Below are 24,997 nucleotides of genomic sequence, written 5' to 3'. Positions count from 1 at the left end.
TTTCAAGGGTATTAAAAACTGAAAATTAAAACAATATTTCATTTTATTGACAGTTAATTGCTCGAGGTGTAATATTTTGAATAATCAAAGAAACAAAAAAATAATATAGATCACTATGTTTACTCATTGTATCAAGAGAGGTGGAGGGACTGGCCCTTTGAAACCTCGGCAACAGGTTCACTTTGAATACTGTGCCACTTCCTGCAAGCATTACGCTTGAAAGATAGAATGAGGGACTTCGTTTATATATGAGTACATTCCTTATAAACTAAATTCCCTCTTTCTGGATAAGAAAAGAGGGAATTTTTATTTCCCTCATAAATTGTTCATCAACTATTTTTAATAACTAAACAATTTAGGGAGGAATTTAGCATGAAAAAGAAATTTGTACCTACTGTCGCATCTGTTTTAGGAGCAAGTATTTTATTAACAGGATGCGGGAGTTATAGAGAAGATGCGAGTGCGACAAAGGCAAAAGATACAGCACCTGATAAACAAGTTTTAAACTTATCATCTCCTACGGAAATCCGTACAATGGATACTGCTCGCGCAACAGATACTGACTCTGGTCAAGTAATGAGAAATGTATTTGAAGGTTTATATAATCTTGGCGAAGGGAATAAACCAGTACCTGGAGTTTCCAAATCTCATGATGTAAGCGCAGATAAAACAAAATATACATTCCACTTACGAGATTCAAAATGGTCAAACGGTACCCCTGTCACAGCAAAAGACTTTGTTTTCGCTTGGCAACGTGCTGTCGATCCAGCAACAGCTTCTGAATATGCATTTTTATTCTTCGATATTAAAAACGCGAAGAAAATTAATAGTAAAGAGCTTCCAGCTGATCAACTCGGCGTGAAGGCAATTGATGACCACACCTTTGAGGTTGAATTGGAACGTCCTGTACCATACTTTATTAGTTTAACAGCCTTCCCAACATTCCTACCGATTAATGAAGAATTCTTCAAATCGCAAGGTGATAAGTACGCCTTAGAAGACAATAAGATTATCTATAATGGTGCCTTTACATTAAGCGATTGGAAGCATGAACAAAGTTTTAAATTTAAGAAAAACGCTAACTACTGGGATAAAGGTACTGTAAAGCTTGAAGAAATTAATTTTAATGTTGTAAAAGAAAAATCAACAGAAATAAACTTATTTGAATCAAAACAACTAGACCGTATAAAACTAACATCTGATTTTGTTGATAAATACCGTAAAGATACAAACTTTAAAGAACGTCCGAACGTAGGAGTACAATTTTTACGCATGAATCAGCAAAATAAAATTTTACAAAATGTTCATGCGCGTCAAGCTATCGATAAAACAATCGACCGAAAATCCTTTGTAAATACATTGTTAAATGATGGAGCCACACCTATTTATGGTCTCATTCCAAAAAACTTCGCAAAAGGACCTGATAACAAGGACTTCCGATCTATAAATGGCGATTTAACGAAAGTTGATCCAAAAGAAGCACAAGCATTATGGAAACAAGCAAAACAAGAACTAGGTTCAGAAAAAATAACATTAGAATTACTGACAAACGATACTGATCTTGATAAAAAAACAGGTGAATTTTTAAAAGGACAACTAGAAAAAACTCTAGATGGATTAACAGTAAATATAAAAACACAGCCACGTAAACAACAAGTATCGTTGCTGTTAAAAGGTGAATATGAAATTGGCATCGATGGTTGGAGCCCAGACTTTGCGGATCCAATTACATTTTTAGAACTTTTCACAACAAACAACCCTTATAACTTAGATCATTACACTAACAAAGAATTTGATAGTGTCATTGAAAAGGTTAAAACTGACTTAGCCGGAGACGAAAAAGCTCGCTGGGAGTCTCTACAAGCCGCTGAAAAAATCTTATTTAAAGATACTGTAATCGCTCCGTTGTATCAAAAAGGTGAGTCTTACTTAGAACGTTCTTACGTAAAAGGCATCGTTCAAGTAGACTTTGCAGGTCAACTAAACTTTAAATGGGCAAAAATTGAAAAGTAATCTACTTCGCAATAAGGGCATCCTTCGAAAAGATGCCCTTTTGCTTTATACTTCTTTTACCACCTGTCTTTTCCCTTTCAATATGACTGATATCCCCACAACAACTAATGCTATAATTTGTGTAATAAAAATTATAAATAATAGAGAGATAATATTCTCTTTTAAGTTCCCACCGCCAAATATTATTGTGAAATAACCATTCGCCGCATATGTCGCGGGAAATAATTCACCAATTATTTGATATGTTTTTGATAACATGGCATGTGGTACCATCACACCAGAACTAACGAGTTGCAATGAAAGTGAAATAATATTAAAAAGCATACCCGCATTTCCGAATAGAGTAAGAAACATTTGTGTTAATGATAAGAATGCAAAGAAAACCGTTGTTTGGAAGATCCAGACGTGCCATATTGTTTCTTGCACTTCAATTTGGAATCCTTTCATTAAACCGATCGTAATGCATGAGAGTAGAATGGATACTGTACTGTTAATGATTTGTCTTGATAGAAAATTGCTCCAACCGCCTTCTACTTGTGTTGCTGCTTTAGATATCTCCATACTCATAATCATCGCCCCTACAAATGAAGCTAGCACAATCATAAGTGGAACCATGTTTGCTGAAAATCCTTTTGCATCATGTACTTTATAAACTGTAAACCCAACTGAATCTTCGGTTAAACCTTTTATTGCTTCTATCCCCTCTGGCCCCATAGCTTGTAACTTCCCAGCAATCGCTTGCTGCTTATAACCTAATATCTCCTTACTTACATTGTCACGAACCTGTTTCGCAGCTCCTTCCATCATCTGCTTTGCCATCATAGCGTTTGCTTGATTAATATGAAACCGTAAATCTGTTTTTCCTTTTTCAGCTATATCCTTTGAAAAAGAAGCCGGAATTTCAATAATCATATCGTATACATGATTATCTATCTCTTCTTTTGCTTTTTCCATGGACTTTTCTTCATTCACTTGAAACGGTAATTTTTTCTGTAAGCCTTCTGCTATTTTACTTCCCATGTTCATATCTTCATTTACAATAGCGATACGCATTTGATCTGCTCTTTCATTCACTCCATCATAAGCTGTGAGCCATACACAAAAGAAGATAAGCTGGAAAGCTAACGCCACAACAATTCCTACATACGTACCTGGTAGTTTTAAAAACTGTTTCAATGTATTCATTTGTCTCCCCCTCCTTGCAAGCAAGTGCACACTTGCATTTTATTTTAAAGAAATACTAGGGTCTCAATGCCCTAGCATATAAAGTTATATTATTCTCAATAAAATTCTCATCATCAATCTCTGTAAGTCGATTTTCAAAGCGCAATTTAGATAGAAAGTAACCAAAATTAATCCATATAAAGTTCATTACTTGCGCTTCAATATTCGTATCAATGATTTTTTTCTTTTGCTGCATCTGTGCAAAATAAATCATTAATTCTTCTTTTAATCCTTTTGGTATTTTCGCAATTTCATCATCTAGTTCAGGAAATTCACCTGCTTCGCGTATACCAATTGAAATGATATCTTTCACTTCGTTCAAAAATGTATGATAGTGCCTTGCTAAATTCTTCAAATCCATTTCTAATTCCCACACAATTTCTGTTTGTAAAAACTGTTTTAAATGCGGTACATATGAAAATTCATAAACGGCTGCTTCAATGATGCCCTTTTTGTTTTTAAAATGGCGAAATATCGTGACTTCATTGACACCAGCACGCATTGCGATGTCTTTTGTTGTTGCTGCTTTATATCCTCTTTCTTTTACTAACTCAATTGCTGCTTGAATAATTTTTTCTGCTGTTTTTGAGCGCGCCATATAATCCTCTCTTCCATATGCAAGTGATCACTTACATTTAGATTATATAACTTTTCTAAATATTGTCAATCCGTTTTTTAAATCAAATAGTATAAGGAAAATAATTTATTTAAAGCACATACATAATTACACAAAATCAGGAAAAACTTGTATAGAAAGATACAATAAGGAGGAATATACGATGAAAATTTTACTTTCGACTTTATTAGCACTTATGCTAGTACCTGTATTAACAGGTTGTAAGGCGCCTGTTAAAGAAGATACAACTTCTGAAAAAAAGACAACAGAAAATGCAAAAAATGAAGCACCTGCGGATTTAAAACTAAACTTCAATGAATTTGATTTAGATGCAGATTATCAAGATACGAAAAAAGATTATGAAGCTGACTACAAAAATAAAGATGCTAACCAAAAGATGGAAGCAAAAATTGAGGACCATAAAACAGATGCAAGACTAACAGGTGACGAAGCATTTTCAAAACTAAGTCCACTTCTACAAAAGCTAAAGTTTGATAAAGATACACCTGACCAAGAAGTAATTGATCAAGTTGTAGACGTATTCCAACTTGATAAAGACTATCAAAAGTTTGATTTAGAAGTTGTTTTCTCTGATGGAACAAAGAAAGAGTATAAGAAAGAAATCAAATAAAGAAGTCGGCAATTTGCCTACTTCTTTATTTTTCTACTTACTTTTCAACTTTCGCGTAGCGTAAATCCGGACTAGAACCGATATAATACTCGATACCAGAAACAGATTTCTTCTGCAAATAAGAATCAGAAGGGAATATAATTGGAATTAACGGTGTCTCTGCAAACATAATATCTTCTGCTTGATGCAATAAGTCAAAACGCTTACCTTCATCTTGTTCAACATTTGCTTGTTTCACTAACGCATCAAATTCTTTATTATGCCATTTTGCATAGTTATTCGGACCGTCACCTGCATACAATTCTAATTTCGTAATTGGATCTAGTACAGAACCACCCCATCCCATATAAGCTAATTGGAAGTCACTTTGCTTATACGTATCAATATAACTTTTCCATTCTTTATTTTCTAACGATACATCTACACCTAAGTTTTTCTTAAACATTTCTTGCATTGCTTCCGCCACTTTTTTATGTTGTGTATCGGTTGTATATTTCAACGTTACTTGTGGCAGCTTAGACCAACCCTGTTCTTTCATACCCTCTTCTAATAATTTTTTCGCTTCTGCCACATCAAATTTTAAATAATCACCTTTTTCTTTACGGAAATCACGGCCACCTTGTGTTTTTGCTCCCTCTGGAACAAATGCATATGCCTCTTGCGCATTATTTTTATATAATTTTTCAACGATAAATTTACGATCAAGTGCTAGCGCAAATGCCTTACGAATTTTCACATTATTAAATGGCTCTTTTTCTACGTTAAATGAATAAATATAAGATGAAAAATCTGCAATACGTTTATATTCTTTATTTCCTTTTTCTTTCTCAATCATTTCTTGTGGCAAGCCGATTAATAAATCTAATTCTTTCGATTTATATAATTGATATGCCGTTTTTGTATCTGGAATAATACGGAACTCTAACTCTTTCAACGTCACTTTTTTATCGTGGAATTCTTTATTCTTTTGTAAAATAATTGCTTGATTATGCTTCCATTCTTTTAATGTAAATGGTCCGTTTGTAATTAATTCTTTTGGATCTGTTTTTAATTTATTTTTATCATCAATTGATTTTTTCGAAAGCGGAATAAATAATGAACTTGCCAGTTTTTGTTTTATAGAAGCGACTGGATGCTCAAGCGCCACTTTTAATGTTTGAGCGTCTACCGCTTGAATACCAACTTGTCCTTCTTCTCCTTTCCCAGTGTTATATGCTTCTGCTCCTTTAATAAAATACATTTCGGTCGCATTCATAGCCCCTGTTTTCGGGTTTAACAGGCGCTTCCACGCAAATTCAAAATCATTTGCAGTAACAGGGGAACCATCTGACCATTTCATATTTTTCTTTAAATGGATTGTATATTCAGTTCCATCTGCGGTTACTTCCTCTTTTTCAGCTAATTCATTTTCTATTTTTCCATCACTATTTTTTTTATATAGGCTTGAAAATAAATGATCAATTACGTAACCAGATGTACTATCTGTTGCGATCGCTGCGTCCAATGTATAAGGATCACTACTAATATTCGTTACGAAACGATCTCCCTTACCAGCACTTGCTTTCGATGCTTCTTTCTTACCGCAACCGACAGAAGCAATCGCTAACACTGTTATAATGGCAAAAAGTAAAAACTTCTTCATCCTGCATTCTCCCCTAACCTGAAATTTTTGGTGTAGATTGTAATAATGTTTTTGTATAAGAATGTTGTGGGTTACGGAATACTTCGTCCGTATCGCCAAATTCAACAAGTTCTCCTTTGTATAAGACCGCTACTTTCTCACATAAATAATGAACCATCGGTAAATCGTGAGCGATGAATAAATATGTATAGCCTTGTTGTTTTTGAATTTGTTGCAGTAAATGAACAATTTGAATTTGTAAAGATACATCCAATGCTGAAATTGGCTCATCTAGTATTAACACTTCAGGTTCACATAATAGCGCCCTTGCGATTGCAATACGTTGACGTTGTCCACCGCTGAATTCATGTGGATAACGATCAATATATCGTCTATCTAATCCAACACGCTCTAATGCTTCACCAGCAACTTTATCTTTTTCTTTCTTATCGCCTAATCCAAATGAAATGTAGCCTTCTGTAACACTATCCCTAACTTTCCAGCGTGGGTTTAAAGCCGCGGTAGAATCTTGAAAAATAAATTGTACCTTTTGTAAAAAATTACGTTTTCCCTTTGATTTGAGCGTATGAACAACTTTGCCATTATACTCAATCTCTCCAGACGAAGGTTTTTCAATTCCAGCGATTAGCTTTCCAAGTGTTGTTTTTCCTGAACCACTTTCACCTATAATCCCAAGCGTTGTACCTTTTTGTATTGATAGCGAGATATCCTTTAAAGCGGTGATTTCCCTGTCTTTATCTCCATATGTTTTCGTTACTTGTTGCACTGTAATGAAATCCGTTGTCATGAGACGTTCACCTTCTCTTTTGATTTACCTTTGCTTTGTTCAGTCATATGCTTCCAGCAATACGAAACGTGCTGCGGTGAAGATGCGGTCTCTCCTGGGAAACGATCGATACACTCCTTCATCGCAACCGGGCAACGATTTACAAATGGACATCCAAAACTGTTTAATATTTCAATTGATGGTGTTGTTCCTTCTATTGCCCGAAGCACCTTTTCTGAATCGTCCATATTTGGAATGGCTTGTAATAAACTTTTCGTATAAGGGTGCTGTGGTGATTCAATTACTTCTTGAATCGCACCTTTTTCAACAACACGCCCTCCATACATTACAACAACTAGGTCCGCCACCTCGCGTACGAGAGCAAGGTCATGAGTAATTAATAAAATGCTAGTTTGCTGCTTTTCTTTTCGTTCTTTTAATAAACCCATAATTTGTTTTTGAATCGTTACGTCTAGTGCAGTGGTCGGTTCATCTGCAATAACAAGCTTTGGATGACAAGCAAAAGCAATTGCTAAACAAATACGTTGTCTCATTCCTCCGCTTAGCTGATGCGGGTATTGCTCAAATCGTTTTTCAGGTTCATGTATTCCTAAATCACTTAACAATCCAATCGCAATTTTTTTTGCCTCATTCTTTGATTTCTTTTCATGTTGCAAAATCACTTCCGTAATTTGTCTTCCAACTTTCATCGTTGGATTTAAAGATGAAAGTGGATCCTGAAATATAAATGAAATATCTTTCCCTCGAATTTTATTCCACTCGGATTCTTGCAAACTCGTTAGTTCACCCGCTTGAAAGGAGATTTTCCCTTCATCAATATGAATTGAATCTTGATTTAATCCGATAATGGACTGTGCCGTTACACTTTTCCCTGAACCACTTTCTCCAACGAGTGCAACAATTTCACCTTGCTCAATAGAGAAGGAAACATGTTTTACAATCGCCTGCTTATCATTCTCTTTCTCAACGGCTAACGTTACGTTTTCTAAAGATAAGAGCTGTTCCATGTTTTTTCCCCTTTCGATTTTGCTTCACAATTTTTGGATCAATCGCATCTTGTAAACCATCACCAATCGCATTAAATGCAAACATAATTAACGCAATCATTAATGCTGGAAAAAAGAGTTGCCACCATTCTCCGCTTAACAACGTTCCTAGTGCATCGTTCGTCATCGTTCCCCAGCTTGCCGCTGGAGATTGGATTCCAAGTCCTATGAAACTAAGAAATGATTCTGAGAAAATAGCAGCTGGAATTGTAAATGATAAATTTACGATAATAATTCCTGTTAAGTTTGGAATTAAGTGCTGATAGATAATTTTCATATGCGATGTACCTAATCGTTCAGCTGCAATTACAAACTCCCTTTGTTTCAACGAAAGCACTTGCGCACGAATCAGTCGTGCCATTCCAATCCATCCCGTTAATGCAAGAGCTATAATAATTGTAAAAAGTCCAGGTTTCATAACGATTAATAATAAAATAACAATTAACAAATACGGGATACCATATAACACTTCAATTCCTCTTACAATCCATTCATCAATCCACGTTCCAAGACGATTGCGCCCTCTTATATATCCACTAAGACCACCAATTAGTACTCCCATTCCGATATCAAGTACCGCTGCGACCAATCCAACTGTTAATGAAATTTTCCCACCAGCCCAAACACGTGCCCAAATATCTCGGCCTAGGTCATCTGTACCAAACCAATGCTCACTACTAGGCGGCAAGTTTGTTGCTTCTTTTATTTGCTCATTCGCACTAAACGAAGTTAAGCTTTCACCTATAAGCGAAAAAAGAATAATGAAAACTAATATAACTGTTCCAAAAATTGCAATTGGATTTGAAATAAATTTTTGAAATACTTCTTTCTTTCGGCTAATTGTTAGCTGCTTCTGATTTGCTGTTAGTGCTCTCTTCTCTTCACTAGACAAGAGCTGTTCATCAATTTCATATGCACTCATCTAAATCCCCTCCTCACGTAATAGAACGAATGCGTGGATCAATTAAGCGGTGAATCATATCTGTAATAAAGATGCATCCAATTAACAATGCACTGTAGAAAATTGTTGTTCCCATAATGACTGGATAATCTCGATTAAAGATACTCTCTACAAAATATTTTCCTAAACCAGGAATTGAAAAAATTTTTTCAATAACGAAAGTCCCTGTTAATAAGCCCGCCATAAGCGGTCCTACAAATGTAAGTACCGGGACAAGAGCATTTCGAAGTGCATGTCTTACAATAATTTTCCGAATCGGTATTCCTTTCGCTCGTGCTAGCTTAATATAGTCACTTTGCAAAACTTCAATCATATTAGAACGAACAAATCTCGTAATAACAGCGATTGGCCCTAAAGCTAACGCAAATGATGGTAATACAGTATGGGAAAGTGTGCCCCAAGAAGCAACTGGAAGTAATTCCAATTGAATAGCAAACAATTGAATAAATAATGGTGCCAAAATAAAGCTTGGAATTGAGATTCCTAAAATCGCTAATAAGCTGATCCCATAATCAATAATTTTGCCATGATACAGTGCCGCAAATGTCCCAGCAGCAATTCCAACTAATAATGAAATAATAAATGCCTGTAATCCGATAATTGCCGATGGTCCAAATCCTGTCGTAATAATTTCTGATACGCCTTGACCTGTTGATTGAACGGATTCCCCAAAATCAAAATGAATAACCCCATCTAAGTAAGCAACATATTGATTCCATAACGGTTCATCTAGGTGATATTTCGCCCGCATGTTTTGAACAACTTCCTCTGGGAAAATTTTTGCATCTGATGAAAATGGATCACCTGGTATAATATGCATAATTAAAAATGTCACAGTAGTGATAATCCATAACGTAAATACCATAATCGATAATTTTTTTACAACATACACTCTTATAGCCCCCTAAACACATGAATTTACTTTGTTTTATTGCACTATTTATGCCTATTCCTTCTTTCCTCCTTTTCCTAACGTAAAAAAGCCTTGATCTCAAAAAATAAGATCAAGGCTTAATACATCTATGCCCATCACTTATCTTTCAAGCCTTGCTTGCTGGAATTAGCACGGTGTTCATCTTTCAGAACCCGCTGCTGAGGTTTCATAGGGCCAGTCCCTCTACCTCTCTGGATAAGTAAATTGTTATATTATTATTTAGTTTGAATTGTATATTTTGAATTATAATTCCGAAAAAATGGAAAGTCAATCCAAAAGGTCGTTTTTAGAAAAATCAGTTTTTATGGTGGTACTTCATTTTTCACTTTATAATTAAAATAAAAGATTCACCCCGAAAAGGAGATGTACAATGGATCCATTACTTATGGCCGTTATAGGATTACCATTAACAATTGTCATATTAGTCATCATTGGCTTCTACAAATTATTTGTTAAAAAGAAAAGTATCACTTCTTTCTATACCCCATTCGATAACATTACCGGTCAAACAATTTCAGAATTTCACGAGGAACAGAAAATCTTAGTAGCTGAAGATGAAGACGGGGATGGAAAGAAAAAATAACCTTGCACATCGCGAGGTTATTTTTGAAACTCTTGTTGAAAACGTTTATAGTATGTTGAAGCTGTTGAAAAGTGAACTTCTATATCACGAATTAATGACGAATCCTCATCTTTCGCTAACTTCTCTAACTTCTTCATTGCTTGTTCCGTCTCGTTTAAGAAACCGACATACAACTCATGTTCTTGCTCTTTTGACTTAGGTACGCGAATCTCTTTACGCATGTGATCAATATCCTCTAACATGCTTGCCGTTACCTTCTGTACATCTTCTTTAAACTTAGCATGTACTAATGCCTTCCCGCCTTTTTCCTTCGCTTCTTCCCACAATTTTACCGCTTCATTTAACTCTTTATTCATTTTCTCATCGTACTTCTTATGCACATCAAGATATACTTTCATCTCTTCTGTCTGTTCTGCCGATTGTTCTACTTTTTCTTTCGGTTCTTTTGTGTCCTTGTTTCCGTTACATCCTGCTAAAAGAAGCATACTTCCAAGCAAGATAACACCCCACACTTTCTTCATCTCTTACTCTCCTTTTATCCCGCATTAACGGGCAGTAGGACTCCCACCTCAAAGTTCAGCATATACAAAGAAGTTAGATGGGAGATCAACTGCCCGTAAAGGCCCGACTCGTTTAACTAATAATCAGTGGGGGATGAAGCCCCCCACTGATTAAAGTTTCACTTTATCTACCTCTACTACTTATCTCCACTTGTTATTATAACGAGAACCTTTCACACTTTGCACTTATGAGCTTATTTTTATACACATATAACAATTTTTGTCACAGTATCGTCACTTTATACTACTGATATCTCCATAAAGTGAACCTTTCGAAAGCAATAAAAAACCCGGTAATCTACCGGGTTCTTGTAAACGGAAAAATCAAATATGTAGTTTTACCGCTTATTATTTATTAATAGTTGTACGACTGCGTCTATATGCAAAAGCACCACCAGCAAGCATTACAACGCCAAGTAATGTCAGCATATTATCGCTGCTTGAAGCACCTGTTTTAGGAAGAGATTGTGTATTACTTACGACTGGTGTTGTTGTAACTTTTGTTGGTGTTGGCGCTGGTGTCGGTGTAACTTTTGCTGGTTGATTATTTACTTGATTTGGATTTGGCACTTGCGTATTAGGTTTATTGCCTCCATTACCTTTTCCATCATCATTGTTATTTCCACCTGTATTTTTATTATCTTGTTTCTTGCAATCCTTTTGTTCTACTTTCTCTATTGGCACTTGTACAGCAATCGTTTTATCTCCACGTTTTGCTGTAAACTTAACTTTTAAATCTTTTAATTCCTTCGCTGTTTCCCCAACAACTTGGAAGTATAAAGCAGATCCTTCTCCAGCTCCCATTGTTTTAACTGGAATTGTTGCTTTATTTCCATTCCATTTAACATCTAAGTTCATCGTTCCTTTTCCAGTGCCCTCTTGCAAAGAACCATCTTTTAGATAATCTGGAATTTCTCCTTGCGTGTAGTGATCTGGAATTGTCAGTTTAATATCATTTGGAACCTCAATTTCTACATCGAACCCTTGTAAATCCTCAATTGTTAAGTTTTGAGTCGTTAATAAGAAATCTAATGTAAATTGGTTTTCCTTTAAATTCGGTACACAGGTTGTCGCTTTTGCCTTACCTTCAAAACGTAGATCTTTATTCATCTCGGAAAAATCAATATTTGCGCTTCCTTTAATCTTACCAAGAGGTGTATATCCCTCTTTCTTATCGATTAAATATAGCTCAATATCTTTGTTCACTGGTTTCCCTGCTACATTTCCAAGTACGGGTATTTTCACGTTTTTTGTAACTGTTTTTCCTGGCTCCATATCTGGTAATGGTAATGCAATCGCTTCAGAACCATCTTCAAGTGTTAGTACAGGAAAATCTTTCAATTCACCATCTAGCCCTTTCGGTATAGAAACGCCAAGATATACACCGCTTACCTTTTCCTTTGAAGTATTCGTTACAGTCGCAGTCACATCTAATACATAATGGTTATTTTTTGCGTCCCATTTCGCTTTACCTGTTACCTTGCCGCTAAAATCAGCAGTAGCTATCTGATTTAAATCCTTAGCATCCTCTTTTGATTTTTTAGCCGGAGGTGTATTTACCTGTTGTCCTGATGGATTTACAACTCCTGTTTTTTCTGATTCACCCTTCACATTCGATTCGTTCTTTTGTTCTTTTTCAGCTTCTTTTACTGGGTCAATTTTCTTCTCTGGAGCAGGCTGTTGTTTTTGTGGGTCTGTTTTCTCTTGTTGTTGTACATCCTTCACTCCTTCTTTAGATTCTTCTTTCTTTACTTCCACACTGTCTTGCTTCTGTTGTTCTTTTCCTTCATTTACCGCTGAATTCTTGGTGTCATTTTGCTTTTCAGGTACCTTTTCTTGATTTTGAACTTGTACTTCTTTTACATTTTCATCCGGTGCTGCCAACGCCGCAACAGGAGAAAAAGCCAAAAGAGATACAAGAGTTACGGCACTTACTTTCTTCAGCATATGAACACTCCTTTTTTATTTTTATTCTAGTTTACGGGTTTCATAGTTTCATTGCATAATAAAATATAAAAACCGCAAAATAGAATCCATATCCATTATAAGGAAAAAGAAGGATAAAAACAATTAATTTATCGAATAATGAGATTTTTTGAACTTCACGCACTTTTTTCAAAACAAAACATATTCTTACTTGTCACTTCGACCGCCGTAGTAACTAGTTTTATCCCGCATTACAGAAAAAAGGGCTGTGGAGAGGTGGTGAATGAAATTTTATCGGCGATCTTTCAAGGATATCGACTAACCAACAAAAAACGCCAAAAAACAAGAGCTCCCTAGCTCCTGTTGCCCAACATACTAAAAAGAGCCGCAACTATATGTTACGGCTCTTTTCTATTTGTTACAAATCAATATTTTTCTTTTCCTGAAGAGCATACTGCTTTTCGCTGCGACTCGTCATAAAAATATAACAAACAACGGCCCCTACTTCACAAAGGGCGATAACAATGCCCATAGGAAGTGCAGTGTTACTACCTCCAATACCTACTAAAGGTGCAACAAGTGCTCCAGAAATAAACTGTAATAAGCCAAGTAATGCCGATGCCGTTCCTGCAGCTTGTTTTTGATTTCTCATCGCTAGTGAGAAACCTGTGGTCGATACGACCCCAACACTCGATACAACAAGGAATAATGAGCATAACACACTAATTAACCCAATCCCTAGTACAATTGTGAGAAGTAAAGAAATACCACCGACAGCCGCAATTCCAATACCAGTTACAAATAACGTTTTCTCACTTACCTTCCCTGCTAAACGGCCAGTAATTTGACTGGCAATAATAATACCAACACCATTAATAGCAAAGAATAAGCTAAATTCTTGTGGTGATGCCCCGTATATATTTTGCAACACAAACGGTGATCCAGAAATATAAGCAAACATTGCTGCTGATACTAATCCTTGAGACAAAGCATATCCCATAAACAAACGATCTTTTAGTAAATTCCCATATGTCGCTAATGTCCCTGTTAAACCACCTGTTTCCCTCTCTTCAAGAGGTAATGTTTCGCGTAACACAAATGTAGCTGATACTAACATAAATACACTTATCGCTCCAAGAACGATAAACACTCCGCGCCATGATGTAAACTGTAGCAATTGCCCTCCAATAATTGGTGCTAAAATTGGCGCTGCTCCATTTACTAACATAAGTAGTGAGAAAAACTTTGTCATCTCAGAACCTGAGTACATATCACGTACCATAGCACGAGATATAACAATACCTGCTGAGCCTGAAGCCCCTTGTAAAAATCGTAAAAGAACTAAACTCCAAATAGATGGTGCAACTGCGCAAAGTAAAGAAGATGCAACGTAGATAATAAGAGCAATAATAAGCGGTTTGCGCCGTCCATAAATATCACTAATTGAACCAACAAATAATTGTCCAACCGAAAGTCCTAGTAAACATGCTGTTAAAGTAAGCTGAGCAAGAGAGGCATTCGTTTGTAAATCATCCGTCAATTTTGGTAACGAAGGCAAGTACATATCGATAGACAATGGCCCAATTGCTGTGAGTGTCCCTAATACAAGAATCATCCATAACCTGTTTGCTTTTACAGGTTTATATACATCGTGATTAACTTCATTCACTTCCATGATCCACCCTTTCCATAATAAATTCCGAATCGTAACAATTATAGTTACAACTAAAACGTACGTCAAGCATATCATAGAAAAATAAATTTTACAAAAAAAGGAACTCAAACCTAGTACCATGTGATGACAATCGAAAAATTGTTAGGCTCGATCGATGGTGAAAATGAGCCATCTTTTTCTGGTTCTGCTCAAAATTATGATAACCGTCCAATTCATATTACACGTAGCTTAACTAGAAATGGGGTACGTGGATATTACTTTAAAATGGTTAGATCCACATAAGAACCCGGTGATTATTCAGCCTCTAGAGTTTAAGTTATGATTCATATAATACTAGCTTAAAAAACTAAGACATCACAACAAAATCGTAGTGATGTCTTAGTTTTTTTAGAATTATATTTATTAAAGAAAGAATAACTATCCTGCATCCAAAGAATTAATTATAAGCCAATTCTTTTTTACTTAAACGAAGCGTCTGCGCTGTTGAATCATAAACTTCTTGGAAAAACTCTGGATTTTCCATTAATGCCACACCATAAGAAGGAATCATTTCTTTTATTTTCTGTTTCCACTCTTCCATATGTTGTGGGAAGCATTTTTCTAATACTTCAAGCATAACATGAACAGCAGTAGAAGCACCTGGAGAAGCGCCAAGTAATGCAGCTATCGAACCATCAGCGGCACTAACAACTTCCGTACCAAATTGAAGTGTTCCTTTACCAGCAGCAGTATCTTTAATCACTTGCACACGTTGCCCAGCTACCACTATATCCCAATCCTCGATTTTTGCATTTGGAATAAATTCATGTAATTCCTCCATACGCTTTTCATTCGATAACATAACTTGCTGGATCAAGTATTTTGTCAATCCCATCTCTTTTACACCAGCTGCTAGCATAGTGAAAACATTATTCGGTTTTACAGAACCGATCAAATCAAAATTCGAACCAGTTTTTAAGAACTTCGGTGAGAAGCCAGCAAACGGCCCAAATAACAATGTCTTTTTGTTATCGATATATCTTGTATCAAGATGCGGCACAGACATTGGAGGAGCACCGACTTTAGCTTTACCATATACTTTCGCATGGTGCTGCGCGATAACTGTCGGATTGTTACATACCATAAATAGTCCGCTTACTGGGAACCCTCCGATATGTTTTGACTCAGGAATACCCGTTTTTTGTAGTAAAGGCAGACTTCCACCCCCGCCACCAATAAAGACGAATTTTGCAGTATGGTATTCGATTTTACCGCTTTCAATATCATGCACTTTCACTTCCCATAAGCCATCATTAACGCGTTTAATATCTTGGACGCTATGCTTGTAGTTTATCTCAACATCTTTGCTCTGTAAGTGTTCAAACAACATGCGTGTTAACGCACCAAAGTTAACATCTGTTCCAGAATCAATTTTTGTTGCTGCTATCGGTTCATCCGCTGTACGACCTTCCATGATAAGCGGCATCCATTCCTTCAATGTTTCAAGTTCATCGGAAAACTCCATTCCTTGAAACAGCGGATTGTTTGACAGCGCTTCAAAACGTTTTTTCAAAAACGTTACATTTTTTTCTCCTTGGACTAAACTCATATGGGGTATTGGCATAATAAAGTCCTGCGGATTACGAATTAAATTACCATTTACAAGATAAGACCAAAATTGTCTTGAAAGCTGAAACTGCTCATTAATTTTGATAGCCTTACTAATATCTATAGATCCGTCAGGTTTTTCGGATGTATAGTTAAGCTCGCATAGTGCAGAATGACCCGTACCTGCATTATTCCATTCGTTAGAGCTTTCTTCGCCTGCACTTTCTAGTTTCTCAAACACTTTCACTTCCCATTCAGGTGCTAACTCTTTTAGTAATGATCCTAAAGTCGCACTCATAACTCCAGCACCAATCAAGATAACGTCTGTTTTTTTCTGCATGCTACTCATGATAATCTTCCTCATCCCCTATATTTACAAAAAAGAATAGGCACTCCTGCTTAAGTTTAACAAAAAGCAAGGTACCACCTAGACCCCACCTAGGAACACACCTTTTCTGTTTGAATTAAACCGTATCATATTCTATTATAATTATTTATGGAGTAAAATATCTAGTATTATCTGATAATTATAAACGATTTAAAACTATTACAAAGTTAAGAATCCTATCTAAAAGGCTTTCGGGATAAACAAAAATAAAGCCTTAAATCCACTTATATCAAGGGTTAAAGCTTTATTTTCGGTATAATTCAACCACCATTTTTTTAAACTCTTCATTACATTTTTTATTTGTCATACGGACACTTCCTCCTTGAAATCCATTGTAAGTACGTAACTACTTTGTGTTCATATGACTATAATAACTCTAACTATTATTATTTACCTAAACTAACAAAAGCACTTTCTAATTCCCTATTTTTATAACGCTAAACTTCAATACGCTCATTTTCTTCATACCACGGATTTAAATGCATGAGTACTTCATCTACTTCTGAATCATGTTTCATAATAGTCGTTTTTATCTCTCTACAAATATCGTGTCCTTGTTGAATACTTAAATAGGCTGGGACACTAACCCTAACATCAATCAAAATATAATGGCCATGTTCACGGGCGCGCATTCTATCAATCCTTTTCACCAATGGATGTGCCTGAATTATCTCCTTATATTCACTACATTTCTCAGTAGGTAAACCGCCTTCCATTAATATATATACAGCTTCTTTCCCCATACTAATTGCAAGCTTTAAAACAAAAAAGGAAACAATGATACCAGCTAACGGATCACCATAAGCTGCGTATGGGATTGGAAATAGATTATTTAACAAAGCAATTCCAACTCCAATCACAGCTGCAATTGAAGCATACACATCAGCAAGGTGGTCATAAGCAGTTGCGATAAGACCTTTACTATTTGCTTGTCGACCAATTCGTATTGTATATACATATAAAATTTGTTTCCACACTAAAGAAACAACAGCTGCTATAAAAGCAATTATATGAGGATCAGCCGCTGGGGCAAATAATGCTTGTATTGATTCGTAGGCCATAAATAAAGCTGCGAGAGTTAAAATAATAGCTACAATTCCTGAAGAGATTACTTCCGCTTTACCATGGCCATAGGGATGATCCTCATCAGCCGGTTGATTTGAAATTTTCATTGATCCCAATGATGCTACCGAAGCAACAACATCAGCAGCGTTATGAATCCCATCCGCTAACAATACCTGACTTTTAAATAGTAAACCGACTATAATTTTGATAAAAGTGAGCAAGATATTGCTAATTACACTGATCCACGCGGCTATTAACGAGGAGTTCCGCTTTTCACCCATATTGATCCCACCTTACCTTTACTTTTTTCACATAATATAAGTAATTGATTTCATAATGTTTTACTTACCTATCAACTCTTAAAGCACCTTCATACATTATCAAATAAAAAGTGGGTGGGTCTATACAAACATTTTTTCACGATTCTATAGATTTAGAGCCTAACTTACTTTGTTTCTTCTATCCTTATTTGTTGCACAAGACAAAAAAGCATGACTTTTTCATGTCATGCTTCCTGCGATATGTTTTACAACAACAATCACTTTAGTATACAACTTTATTTCCGCCCAAAAGTGACGCCAACTCGTTTAGAACAAAATTTCCAAGCAGACGTAACGGATCCATTCTCAAATTCAAATTTATACTCTTAATGAACCACGAAAACCTCTAGCAGCATAGTAGGATTCTGCTCCATTGTGATACAAGAAAACATGTCCGAAGCGATAATCGCAAAAAAGGGCACCGCCGAGTTCTCTAATATCAGAGGGTGTTTGTACCCAACTCGATGTTTTCATATCGAAATTCCCAAGTTTTTGCAACGTACGGTATTGCTCTTCAGTTAATAGTTCAATGCCCATGGCAGTTGCCACATCAATAGCATTATTTTCTGGTTTATGTTTTTTTCTTGACTCTAGCCCTTCACGATCATAACAAAGGCTTCTGCGACCTTTAGGACTTTCTACTGAACAATCATAAAAAATATATTCCTCCTTCTCTTTATCATGACCAATAACATCCGGTTCTCCACCAGTTACTTCCATTTCGTTAAGCGACCACAGTTTGTCAATATTAGCATCCAGCTTCGCTTGGACTTTAGCCCATTCAAGGCCTTCATGACGGTTCATGTTTTTCTCGAAGCGTGCTTTCAATGCTCCAAGTAATTCTTCACGCTGTTCTATTGATAACTCCATTTTACTCTCTGTCATATTAGTCCTCCTTGTTGTGTTTACTGATAGTAGTTTAAGTATATATTTTATAATAAATCGTCTCAATATGAAGACTGTTTCAACCTTATGTATCCTGTACAAATATCCATTATAAAGCCCTAAAATCTCTCATACTTTCTCCAAGAATATAGTGTGAAAACCACATCAAATTCTGCTTCATAATAGCTACATTCATTCCTGGCTGGTCAGAACTATATGCCATTCCTTTAAATATAATTAATTCTGTATCAACTTCCATATCCCTTAATCCTTGATATAGCTCATATGCATTTGGAGTTGGAATTCTTGCATCCTTTTCGCCATGTTGGATTAAGGTGGGCGTACAGGCTGATTTAATATATGTCATTGGTGATGTTTTCTTATATATATCTGGATCATTCCATGGATTATTTCCTAAATACATCCTAATAAAGTAAGGTATATCTGTATTTACATAATGGGTACTCCAATTAGTAATTCCACCCCCAACTGAAATAGCTTTAAATCTACTACTAAATGTAGAACAGAAAGCTGATATATATCCCCCGTTGCTCCATCCCATAACCCCTACTCTATCTTTATCTGCAATCCCTTCATTAACTAGTTTATCCACTCCAGATATAACATCATCGTAGTCAGCAATTCCCAGTTTTCTATAGTTTGCTTTTAAGAATTCATTACCATAACCAGAACTTCCCCTGTAGTTTGGTTCTAAAACTATAAAGCCTTTTTCGATAAACTGTTCAATAGGATATTTCTCATTAAAACAGTCTGAAAATATTGGAAAGGATGCCCAAGCCGGACCACCATGAATTACCACTAATAAGGGATATTTTTTATTTGCGTCAAACTCTATTGGGGTTGATAAAACACCCTCTATTTCAAGACCATCACTACTTTGCCATGAGATTATTTCCCTGTTACTTTTAAGCTTCCCTTCGAAAAAGCTATTTTCATTCGTTATTTTTTTATCGTCTAAATAGATTTCAAAGGTTTCATTTGTTATAGCCTTATTATAGGATATATGATTTCCATCCCTCGTTATAGAAGCATCCATTATAAAGCTATCTACTTTTTCGCTTAACATTTCCACAGTGCCATCCCCAGATAGCAACCCAATAAGATAATTCGTTTTATCCTGCCATCTAATTAAAATTCCTTTAGCTGTCCACCGTAATGGAATAACCGTACTATCAAAATCTGTTAAAGGTTGAATTAGCTCTCCATTATTAATATCATATATCTCTAATGTACTGTCTTGTATATGGGTCTTATAGTAATCCTTTTCCCTTATACTTGCTGAGTAACATATTTTGCTGCCTTCAGGAGAAAAACACACGCTCCCTCCCAACAACTTATCTATATTCATCTTTTGTAGCTCTCCAGCTTGAATATCTAGTATGTATAGGTCTCCATTCATATAATCTCCCATATTGGGGCTTGGTGTAGCCATAAATACAACCTTTTTCCCATCATTTGAAATATCAAATTCATGGATATGAAAATCCTTTCCATCAGTTAGTTGATAAACAACGCTATTTTCGTGTCCATTTTTATCATTTTGTATCACTTTTTCTATTTCAATGTAATATAAACAATTATTCTGGTACTCCTTACCTATATGATGGAAATCCCCATATAGTTCCTTACGTTTCCTTATTACCTCAGATTCTTTTGACTGTGCAACATAATAAAAACCCTTGCCAGTAGACTCCCATTTGAATTTACTGACCCCTTCTGTCCCATCAGTAATTTGAACCCCACTATCACCATCCATTGACTTAACAAAGATTTGATTTTTCTTATTATCCCCGTCACCAACTGGGCTAAGGTATGCGATATCCCTAGAATCTGGAGACCATAATGGATATGTACTATCTATATCCCTAGTTGTTAATGGGTAACTCTGCCCCTTATCTTTTTCATATATCCATACATGATTCCTATATTTATTGTCTTTCCAATTAGCTGTCTTCTTAACAAATGCTACATTTTTGCCATCATCACTTATGTTTGTACCTGACAAGGTTGATAATGAAATAATCTCTTCTATACTTAGATATGTTTTTTCATTCATTTCTATTAATCCCCCCTCGTAATGTCTAGTAATCTAATTTGTTCAATAAAGTGAAACTTTCATCAGTGTTTTTTTCCGTGCCCCACTGATTATTCGTTGAACCAATCAGGCTTTTATGGGCAATTGATCTCCCACCTAACTTCCTCGCATTCGCCGAATTTCGAGGTGGGAGTCTGACTGCCCGCAAATAGCAGGATAAAATCTCTTCCCTATGCTGAACCCCTTTAGAACTGTGTTCTTGTAGTAATAAAGAAAATTGTTCACGAATATCTAAAAATATCGGAAAATTCAGTTAAATAAAAGTAGTTCCGTTCCAAATCCGATAAAAACTCATGTTGTCTGGCGGTCTTTATACCTTTTAATCTTGTTGATCACCCTAATGAGGAAACATCTTGAATTTTAAGCCAAGGCTGATACTCTGCTCCACTACCTGTTCCTCTACCCTCTTTCATCCACTTATCGATTTTAGGTGTTCTTTTTCTTTTCGACATAAAAACACCCCTTTAGATAATCATATCTAAAGGGGGAAAACGGTGCAACTTTATTACAAAGCTACACAAATTGTAGCTTTGTAATAAAGTTTGATCAAAATGGATTCTTCTTCAGCAGAATTAAAATTGGTCTTTATAAAAAAATTTAATCATTTTTTGCCTTTGTTATTCAAAAATCGTACCCGATTGGTGAATAATTCTACTTTTATCTAATACTCTGGTCAAACATCCTACAAATAATCCAGGCTATTAAAAATCAGGATGAGTCCAACTATACACATAATCCACGAAAGAGCCGATCCTGTATTATCAGCGATTTTCACTCGAAGCTTCTCGAGAGATGTTTGCATCCATCGCCCAAACAAGAGATAGAAGAGAAACAGCACGAGGGAAGGCAACACCATGATAAAGTTGTATCCAGCTAAAATAGAAGACCATTCCACCCACGATAGATTAGAAGTAGTCATTATGCCAATTGCTGCAAAATAAGGAAATGCAGTACCTACTTCAATTAATGAAATAGTGAATCCCAGAGCAACCATTGAAAGAATGCTTTTTGATTTTGGTGCAGGTAGGTCTGAACTTTTCTTTGTTGGAACATAAAAACTTGCTATGAACAATATCCCCCCAATAATAAAGAACGTCCAGCTTACGATTCGATTTTGAAATACGCCAGAAATAATCTCAAGCAAGAAATCTAATCCTAACATGAGTGAAACTCCAACAGCAAAATAAAATCCTGCTATCGTCAATAAATAAACCAATAAACGTTTGGTAAGTCTCTCTTTATCTGTTAAAAGCAAATATACTGTTACCCCTAATGTGGTAGGGCTTAGCGTGTCCAATAGGGCCAATCCCCCTATTAGGAGAAGTAGTTCTGTACTCATCATTCTTTCCCCCTTATTCCGGTTGGGGATTATTCTTTTCATCCATAAAAATGGCATATGCCTGATCCATAAACTCAAGCACATCCTGGTCGATTGGATATAATCTCAGTTTCTCTGATTGCTTCGGCGACATCCTTATTTCCCACAGCTTATCTAAAAATTCATCCTCACCTTCAAACTCCTCTAAGCGCTTTTCATCCATTCTTCTAATGATATTTTGGACTTTGGGTGCTTTTGGGCCGTCCTTCATATAACGCTTTAACTGACCTATCAGAGCAATCCATTCGAGTGAATCAGAGCTGTCACTTGTCATATTGGGAACCTTTTCCCATAGTTTTATTTCTCTGTCTTTAAATACGGATTCACGATAATACTGCTGTATTTCTTTATCTTTACTGGATAATTGCATAATCTTCTGAATCGCGATCCAGTTTTCTTCTCCTTCTATCGCGATTCCATGTATCATTTCCCGTAAGGATAACTCTATTTTCTTTAAATTTTCCTGTTCTTTTATTATAAAAGATAATTGACTCTTTAAACTATCCGACCAATCCCACGCACTGGAAGCGAGCATATTCTTAATCTCATGTAACGGAAATCCAACCTTTTTTAAAAATTGAACCTGCTGTAGTTTTTTTATTTCTTCATTCGTATATAAACGATGGCCACCCTCTGTTTTGGATGCTGGTTCTAATAATCCAATTTGATCGTAGTAACGCAGTGTTCTTACTGTAACACCTGTCAGCTCCCCAACCTTATTAATGTGTATCAACTGATAAACCTACCTTTCTGTACGTTAAGACCCTATCGTTAACAATTGTTTTATTTATTCCACATTTATTCTTCTTTACGAAAAAAATTTTTAAGTAAGTATCCTGCCCCTAAGCCAATCAGTACACCAGGAAATGCATTATCCAATGTGAGTCCAATACCAGCACCTATAATGACGCTTCCATAAATAATAATATCTCCCTGTTTCATCTAAAAACCTCCTATTTTCCTAATCTCTTTTATCTAGGTATCTCTAAATATATAAATAAAAATTAAAAAACCGATATAAAACCCTTCTTTTTAGATGGGAGAGAGCATCCGTTCATGCATAGAAGCGGTTAGATCCTTTTCCTGTGCCCCATGCCAAGTGAAAACAAAGAGAAAAAACGAGTACAGGTCACCTTTTGTTATCCATAGCCGCGACTTATATGTCGAAAAATCAAAATGAATATATAGTAGTTACTAAACAGTATATAAAATGACGCAACGTAAACTTCAAGTTTTTTTAGACTTTTTTTAATTTTCATTAATAAATCTATATAAAACTTGAAATTGACGTAACGTCGCCTTCTATAATGGTATCCAACGAGAGGAGTGTTGTAAGATGAAGAAATACTTTATGGTCATGTCGGCTCTTTTTGCTGTAATGTTTTTAAGTGCCTGTACGGAAGGTTTGGAAAGTGAAGACTTTCAAATGACTTCCCTTAAAGATATAGATACCATTCACATAGATCATGGAAGCACAAAGATAAATATGGTATCAGCGGATATAGATGAATTGGAAGCTTACTTACTTTTAAACGACAATGGTCCGGGAATTTTAATGGATAAGGGGAAACGAAAAATAATGATTCGAGTAAAAAATGATATAACCCGTCTGTTTAAACTCGATCGAATGCCCCAATTGGAAGTTCGAATTCCCACTGAATTCACAGGAGAAATCATAGTCGGTGGCTCTTCTGGCAGCGTCGTTGGTAAGGAGCTGCAAACGCATAACCTGCGAGTTAATGGAAGTAGTGGCAACGTAAAACTTGACTTCCTTCACTTTCATAGTGAGATTTACGTTACTACAACAAGTGGAAATGTGGACGTTTCCTTGAATGGGGATGAACCAGATATCACGCTACTCCTCAAATCCGACAGCGGGAGACGTTCAGTCGGCATCGTATTGAATAATCATCAACAAGATAAAAAAGAAACAAAAGGAACGTTTGGGAGCGGGGATTATAAAGTGCAATTGGAAACCTCTTCGGGAAATATATCATTGAAATAATACAGGTACTATTTGAAGTAATAGAGGGAATTTCTCTCTAATATCTATCTATAAACACGAAAATTCAGTTAAGTAAAAGTGGTTTCGTTCCAAGTCTGATAAAAATTCATGCTGACGCTTCGTTTTGATACCCTTAATCTCATTGATCTACCCAATGATGAAACAGCTTGAATCTTCAACTAAGGCTGATAATCTGGACCTATACCTGAACCTCGACCTTGCTTCATCCACTTTTCAATTTCAGATGTTCTTTTTCTTTTAGACATAAAAACACCCCTTTAGACAAAAATATCTAAAGGGGTAAAACTTCGCAACTTTTTTATAAACAGTTAATCTTTATTTCAAATGTAAAATGACAATAAAGTTATTTAATTTTAAAAGCTCAAACAAGCATAACCCCGTTCTAAATTTAGGACGGGGTTAAAAATATAGTTGTTTAATTTTTGATGTAAGATACTTCACTACACTAAAAAATATAACAATAAGGTCGTTTGAAAATCTAAGTTTTATTCAACAATCGCGCCCGATTATTAAAGATCATTATTCAAATCTTATTGAAGAAAAGCCCCCTTTAGTGTAAGTATACCTTTTCACATTTAATCTAAATCAAACTCAAACTTAAAACCTGCAAGTTTAGCTTATCAAATACGTTTCA

Annotated in this window: 21 protein-coding genes, 2 pseudogenes and 2 riboswitches; of the genes and pseudogenes, 4 read left to right on the top strand and 19 right to left on the bottom strand. The window is 35.7% G+C overall.

Annotated features, from left to right (window positions below):
- Nucleotides 1–125: 125 nt before the first annotated feature.
- A riboswitch (SAM riboswitch) is annotated at nt 126–230 on the top strand.
- Between the two features lie 142 nt (nt 231–372).
- The gene (locus ACX5JI_RS23145; RefSeq protein ID WP_459503354.1) at nt 373–2,013 is read left to right on the top strand and encodes a peptide ABC transporter substrate-binding protein; all 1,641 of its coding nucleotides are present in this window, start codon (nt 373–375) and stop codon (nt 2,011–2,013) included.
- 45 nt (nt 2,014–2,058) lie between these two features.
- On the opposite strand, the gene ACX5JI_RS23140 is transcribed toward ACX5JI_RS23145, so the two are convergent.
- The gene (locus tag ACX5JI_RS23140) at nt 2,059–3,198 is read right to left on the bottom strand and encodes a YhgE/Pip domain-containing protein (protein ID WP_459503353.1); all 1,140 of its coding nucleotides are present in this window, start codon (nt 3,196–3,198) and stop codon (nt 2,059–2,061) included.
- Nucleotides 3,199–3,253: 55 nt separating this feature from the next.
- On the bottom strand, nt 3,254–3,835 hold the full coding sequence (locus tag ACX5JI_RS23135) for a TetR/AcrR family transcriptional regulator (protein WP_459503352.1): 582 nt from the start codon (nt 3,833–3,835) through the stop codon (nt 3,254–3,256).
- 181 nt (nt 3,836–4,016) lie between these two features.
- Here ACX5JI_RS23135 and ACX5JI_RS23130 point away from each other — a divergent pair, with 181 nt between their 5' ends.
- Complete coding sequence (locus tag ACX5JI_RS23130; RefSeq protein ID WP_459503351.1) at nt 4,017–4,484, top strand: YusW family protein; 468 nt, start codon at nt 4,017–4,019, stop codon at nt 4,482–4,484.
- 37 nt (nt 4,485–4,521) lie between these two features.
- Here ACX5JI_RS23130 and ACX5JI_RS23125 read toward each other — a convergent pair whose 3' ends face one another.
- From ACX5JI_RS23125 to ACX5JI_RS23105, 5 genes are read right to left on the bottom strand one after another with little or no spacing between them, the layout of a single operon-like run.
- Nucleotides 4,522–6,126: a peptide ABC transporter substrate-binding protein gene (locus ACX5JI_RS23125; RefSeq protein WP_459503350.1), complete on the bottom strand. Its 1,605-nt coding sequence runs from the start codon at nt 6,124–6,126 to the stop codon at nt 4,522–4,524.
- A gap of 13 nt (nt 6,127–6,139) precedes the next feature.
- Nucleotides 6,140–6,913, bottom strand: coding sequence for an ABC transporter ATP-binding protein (locus tag ACX5JI_RS23120; RefSeq protein ID WP_459503349.1), 774 nt, complete (start codon nt 6,911–6,913; stop codon nt 6,140–6,142).
- On the bottom strand, nt 6,910–7,920 hold the full coding sequence (locus tag ACX5JI_RS23115; RefSeq protein WP_459503348.1) for an ABC transporter ATP-binding protein: 1,011 nt from the start codon (nt 7,918–7,920) through the stop codon (nt 6,910–6,912). The genes ACX5JI_RS23120 and ACX5JI_RS23115 overlap by 4 nt, the downstream gene beginning before the upstream one ends.
- Nucleotides 7,877–8,881, bottom strand: a complete 1,005-nt coding sequence (locus tag ACX5JI_RS23110; RefSeq protein WP_459503347.1) for an ABC transporter permease — start codon at nt 8,879–8,881, stop codon at nt 7,877–7,879. The genes ACX5JI_RS23115 and ACX5JI_RS23110 overlap by 44 nt, the downstream gene beginning before the upstream one ends.
- 13 nt (nt 8,882–8,894) lie before the next feature.
- Nucleotides 8,895–9,812 (bottom strand): ABC transporter permease, encoded by a 918-nt coding sequence (locus tag ACX5JI_RS23105; protein WP_459503346.1) that lies wholly within the window; start codon nt 9,810–9,812, stop codon nt 8,895–8,897.
- A gap of 138 nt (nt 9,813–9,950) precedes the next feature.
- A riboswitch (SAM riboswitch) is annotated at nt 9,951–10,056 on the bottom strand.
- A gap of 168 nt (nt 10,057–10,224) precedes the next feature.
- Between ACX5JI_RS23105 and ACX5JI_RS23100 the strand changes: the two genes are divergently transcribed.
- A complete protein-coding gene (locus ACX5JI_RS23100; protein WP_459503345.1) occupies nt 10,225–10,437 on the top strand; it encodes a DUF3951 domain-containing protein in 213 nt (70 codons plus the stop codon).
- 17 nt (nt 10,438–10,454) lie between these two features.
- On the opposite strand, the gene ACX5JI_RS23095 is transcribed toward ACX5JI_RS23100, so the two are convergent.
- The 11 genes and pseudogenes from ACX5JI_RS23095 to ACX5JI_RS23045 form a co-directional block, all read right to left on the bottom strand.
- Nucleotides 10,455–10,958, bottom strand: a complete 504-nt coding sequence (locus ACX5JI_RS23095; RefSeq protein WP_459503344.1) for a hypothetical protein — start codon at nt 10,956–10,958, stop codon at nt 10,455–10,457.
- Between the two features lie 387 nt (nt 10,959–11,345).
- Nucleotides 11,346–12,944 carry an LPXTG cell wall anchor domain-containing protein gene (locus ACX5JI_RS23090; RefSeq protein ID WP_459503343.1) on the bottom strand — a complete coding sequence of 533 codons (1,599 nt, stop codon included), beginning with the start codon at nt 12,942–12,944 and terminating at the stop codon, nt 11,346–11,348.
- 397 nt (nt 12,945–13,341) lie between these two features.
- Nucleotides 13,342–14,601, bottom strand: coding sequence for a multidrug effflux MFS transporter (locus tag ACX5JI_RS23085; RefSeq protein ID WP_459503412.1), 1,260 nt, complete (start codon nt 14,599–14,601; stop codon nt 13,342–13,344).
- Nucleotides 14,602–15,034: 433 nt separating this feature from the next.
- Nucleotides 15,035–16,534 (bottom strand): malate:quinone oxidoreductase, encoded by a 1,500-nt coding sequence (locus ACX5JI_RS23080; protein WP_459503342.1) that lies wholly within the window; start codon nt 16,532–16,534, stop codon nt 15,035–15,037.
- A 476-nt stretch (nt 16,535–17,010) separates the two neighbouring features.
- Nucleotides 17,011–17,919, bottom strand: a complete 909-nt coding sequence (locus tag ACX5JI_RS23075) for a cation diffusion facilitator family transporter (protein WP_459503341.1) — start codon at nt 17,917–17,919, stop codon at nt 17,011–17,013.
- A gap of 357 nt (nt 17,920–18,276) precedes the next feature.
- Nucleotides 18,277–18,843, bottom strand: a complete 567-nt coding sequence (locus tag ACX5JI_RS23070; protein WP_459503340.1) for a DUF4256 domain-containing protein — start codon at nt 18,841–18,843, stop codon at nt 18,277–18,279.
- 109 nt (nt 18,844–18,952) lie between these two features.
- Nucleotides 18,953–20,926 (bottom strand): S9 family peptidase, encoded by a 1,974-nt coding sequence (locus ACX5JI_RS23065; RefSeq protein ID WP_459503411.1) that lies wholly within the window; start codon nt 20,924–20,926, stop codon nt 18,953–18,955.
- Nucleotides 20,927–21,149: 223 nt separating this feature from the next.
- Nucleotides 21,150–21,411, bottom strand: a pseudogene (locus ACX5JI_RS23060) (hypothetical protein); the annotation flags it as partial.
- A 230-nt stretch (nt 21,412–21,641) separates the two neighbouring features.
- On the bottom strand, nt 21,642–22,298 hold the full coding sequence (locus ACX5JI_RS23055) for a GAP family protein (protein WP_459503339.1): 657 nt from the start codon (nt 22,296–22,298) through the stop codon (nt 21,642–21,644).
- 13 nt (nt 22,299–22,311) lie between these two features.
- Complete coding sequence (locus tag ACX5JI_RS23050; RefSeq protein WP_459503338.1) at nt 22,312–23,070, bottom strand: MerR family transcriptional regulator; 759 nt, start codon at nt 23,068–23,070, stop codon at nt 22,312–22,314.
- 65 nt (nt 23,071–23,135) lie between these two features.
- On the bottom strand, nt 23,136–23,279 hold the full coding sequence (locus ACX5JI_RS23045; protein WP_003201958.1) for a hypothetical protein: 144 nt from the start codon (nt 23,277–23,279) through the stop codon (nt 23,136–23,138).
- A gap of 394 nt (nt 23,280–23,673) precedes the next feature.
- Between ACX5JI_RS23045 and ACX5JI_RS23040 the strand changes: the two genes are divergently transcribed.
- Nucleotides 23,674–24,342 (top strand): DUF4097 family beta strand repeat-containing protein, encoded by a 669-nt coding sequence (locus ACX5JI_RS23040; RefSeq protein WP_459503337.1) that lies wholly within the window; start codon nt 23,674–23,676, stop codon nt 24,340–24,342.
- Between the two features lie 51 nt (nt 24,343–24,393).
- Here ACX5JI_RS23040 and ACX5JI_RS23035 read toward each other — a convergent pair.
- A pseudogene (locus tag ACX5JI_RS23035) lies at nt 24,394–24,608 on the bottom strand (heteromeric transposase endonuclease subunit TnsA); the annotation flags it as partial.
- Nucleotides 24,609–24,997 lie beyond the last annotated feature (389 nt).

This window comes from Bacillus sp. C1, from assembly GCF_054570475.1.
This window is presented reverse-complemented; position numbering and strand designations above follow the sequence as displayed.

Excerpts from the sequence above, each read along its gene's own strand:
- ACX5JI_RS23130 (WP_459503351.1), top strand. The coding sequence starts at position 4,017 with ATGAAAATTTTACTTTCGACTTTATTAGCACTTATGCTAGTACCTGTA.
- ACX5JI_RS23100 (WP_459503345.1), top strand. The coding sequence starts at position 10,225 with ATGGATCCATTACTTATGGCCGTTATAGGATTACCATTAACAATTGTC.
- ACX5JI_RS23075 (WP_459503341.1), bottom strand. The coding sequence starts at position 17,919 with ATGGGTGAAAAGCGGAACTCCTCGTTAATAGCCGCGTGGATCAGTGTA.
- ACX5JI_RS23070 (WP_459503340.1), bottom strand. The coding sequence starts at position 18,843 with ATGACAGAGAGTAAAATGGAGTTATCAATAGAACAGCGTGAAGAATTA.
- ACX5JI_RS23040 (WP_459503337.1), top strand. The coding sequence starts at position 23,674 with ATGAAGAAATACTTTATGGTCATGTCGGCTCTTTTTGCTGTAATGTTT.
- ACX5JI_RS23145 (WP_459503354.1), top strand. The coding sequence starts at position 373 with ATGAAAAAGAAATTTGTACCTACTGTCGCATCTGTTTTAGGAGCAAGT.
- ACX5JI_RS23140 (WP_459503353.1), bottom strand. The coding sequence starts at position 3,198 with ATGAATACATTGAAACAGTTTTTAAAACTACCAGGTACGTATGTAGGA.
- ACX5JI_RS23080 (WP_459503342.1), bottom strand. The coding sequence starts at position 16,534 with ATGAGTAGCATGCAGAAAAAAACAGACGTTATCTTGATTGGTGCTGGA.
- ACX5JI_RS23110 (WP_459503347.1), bottom strand. The coding sequence starts at position 8,881 with ATGAGTGCATATGAAATTGATGAACAGCTCTTGTCTAGTGAAGAGAAG.
- ACX5JI_RS23115 (WP_459503348.1), bottom strand. The coding sequence starts at position 7,920 with ATGGAACAGCTCTTATCTTTAGAAAACGTAACGTTAGCCGTTGAGAAA.
- ACX5JI_RS23045 (WP_003201958.1), bottom strand. The coding sequence starts at position 23,279 with ATGAAACAGGGAGATATTATTATTTATGGAAGCGTCATTATAGGTGCT.
- ACX5JI_RS23135 (WP_459503352.1), bottom strand. The coding sequence starts at position 3,835 with ATGGCGCGCTCAAAAACAGCAGAAAAAATTATTCAAGCAGCAATTGAG.
- ACX5JI_RS23125 (WP_459503350.1), bottom strand. The coding sequence starts at position 6,126 with ATGAAGAAGTTTTTACTTTTTGCCATTATAACAGTGTTAGCGATTGCT.
- ACX5JI_RS23120 (WP_459503349.1), bottom strand. The coding sequence starts at position 6,913 with ATGACAACGGATTTCATTACAGTGCAACAAGTAACGAAAACATATGGA.
- ACX5JI_RS23055 (WP_459503339.1), bottom strand. The coding sequence starts at position 22,298 with ATGAGTACAGAACTACTTCTCCTAATAGGGGGATTGGCCCTATTGGAC.
- ACX5JI_RS23095 (WP_459503344.1), bottom strand. The coding sequence starts at position 10,958 with ATGAAGAAAGTGTGGGGTGTTATCTTGCTTGGAAGTATGCTTCTTTTA.
- ACX5JI_RS23090 (WP_459503343.1), bottom strand. The coding sequence starts at position 12,944 with ATGCTGAAGAAAGTAAGTGCCGTAACTCTTGTATCTCTTTTGGCTTTT.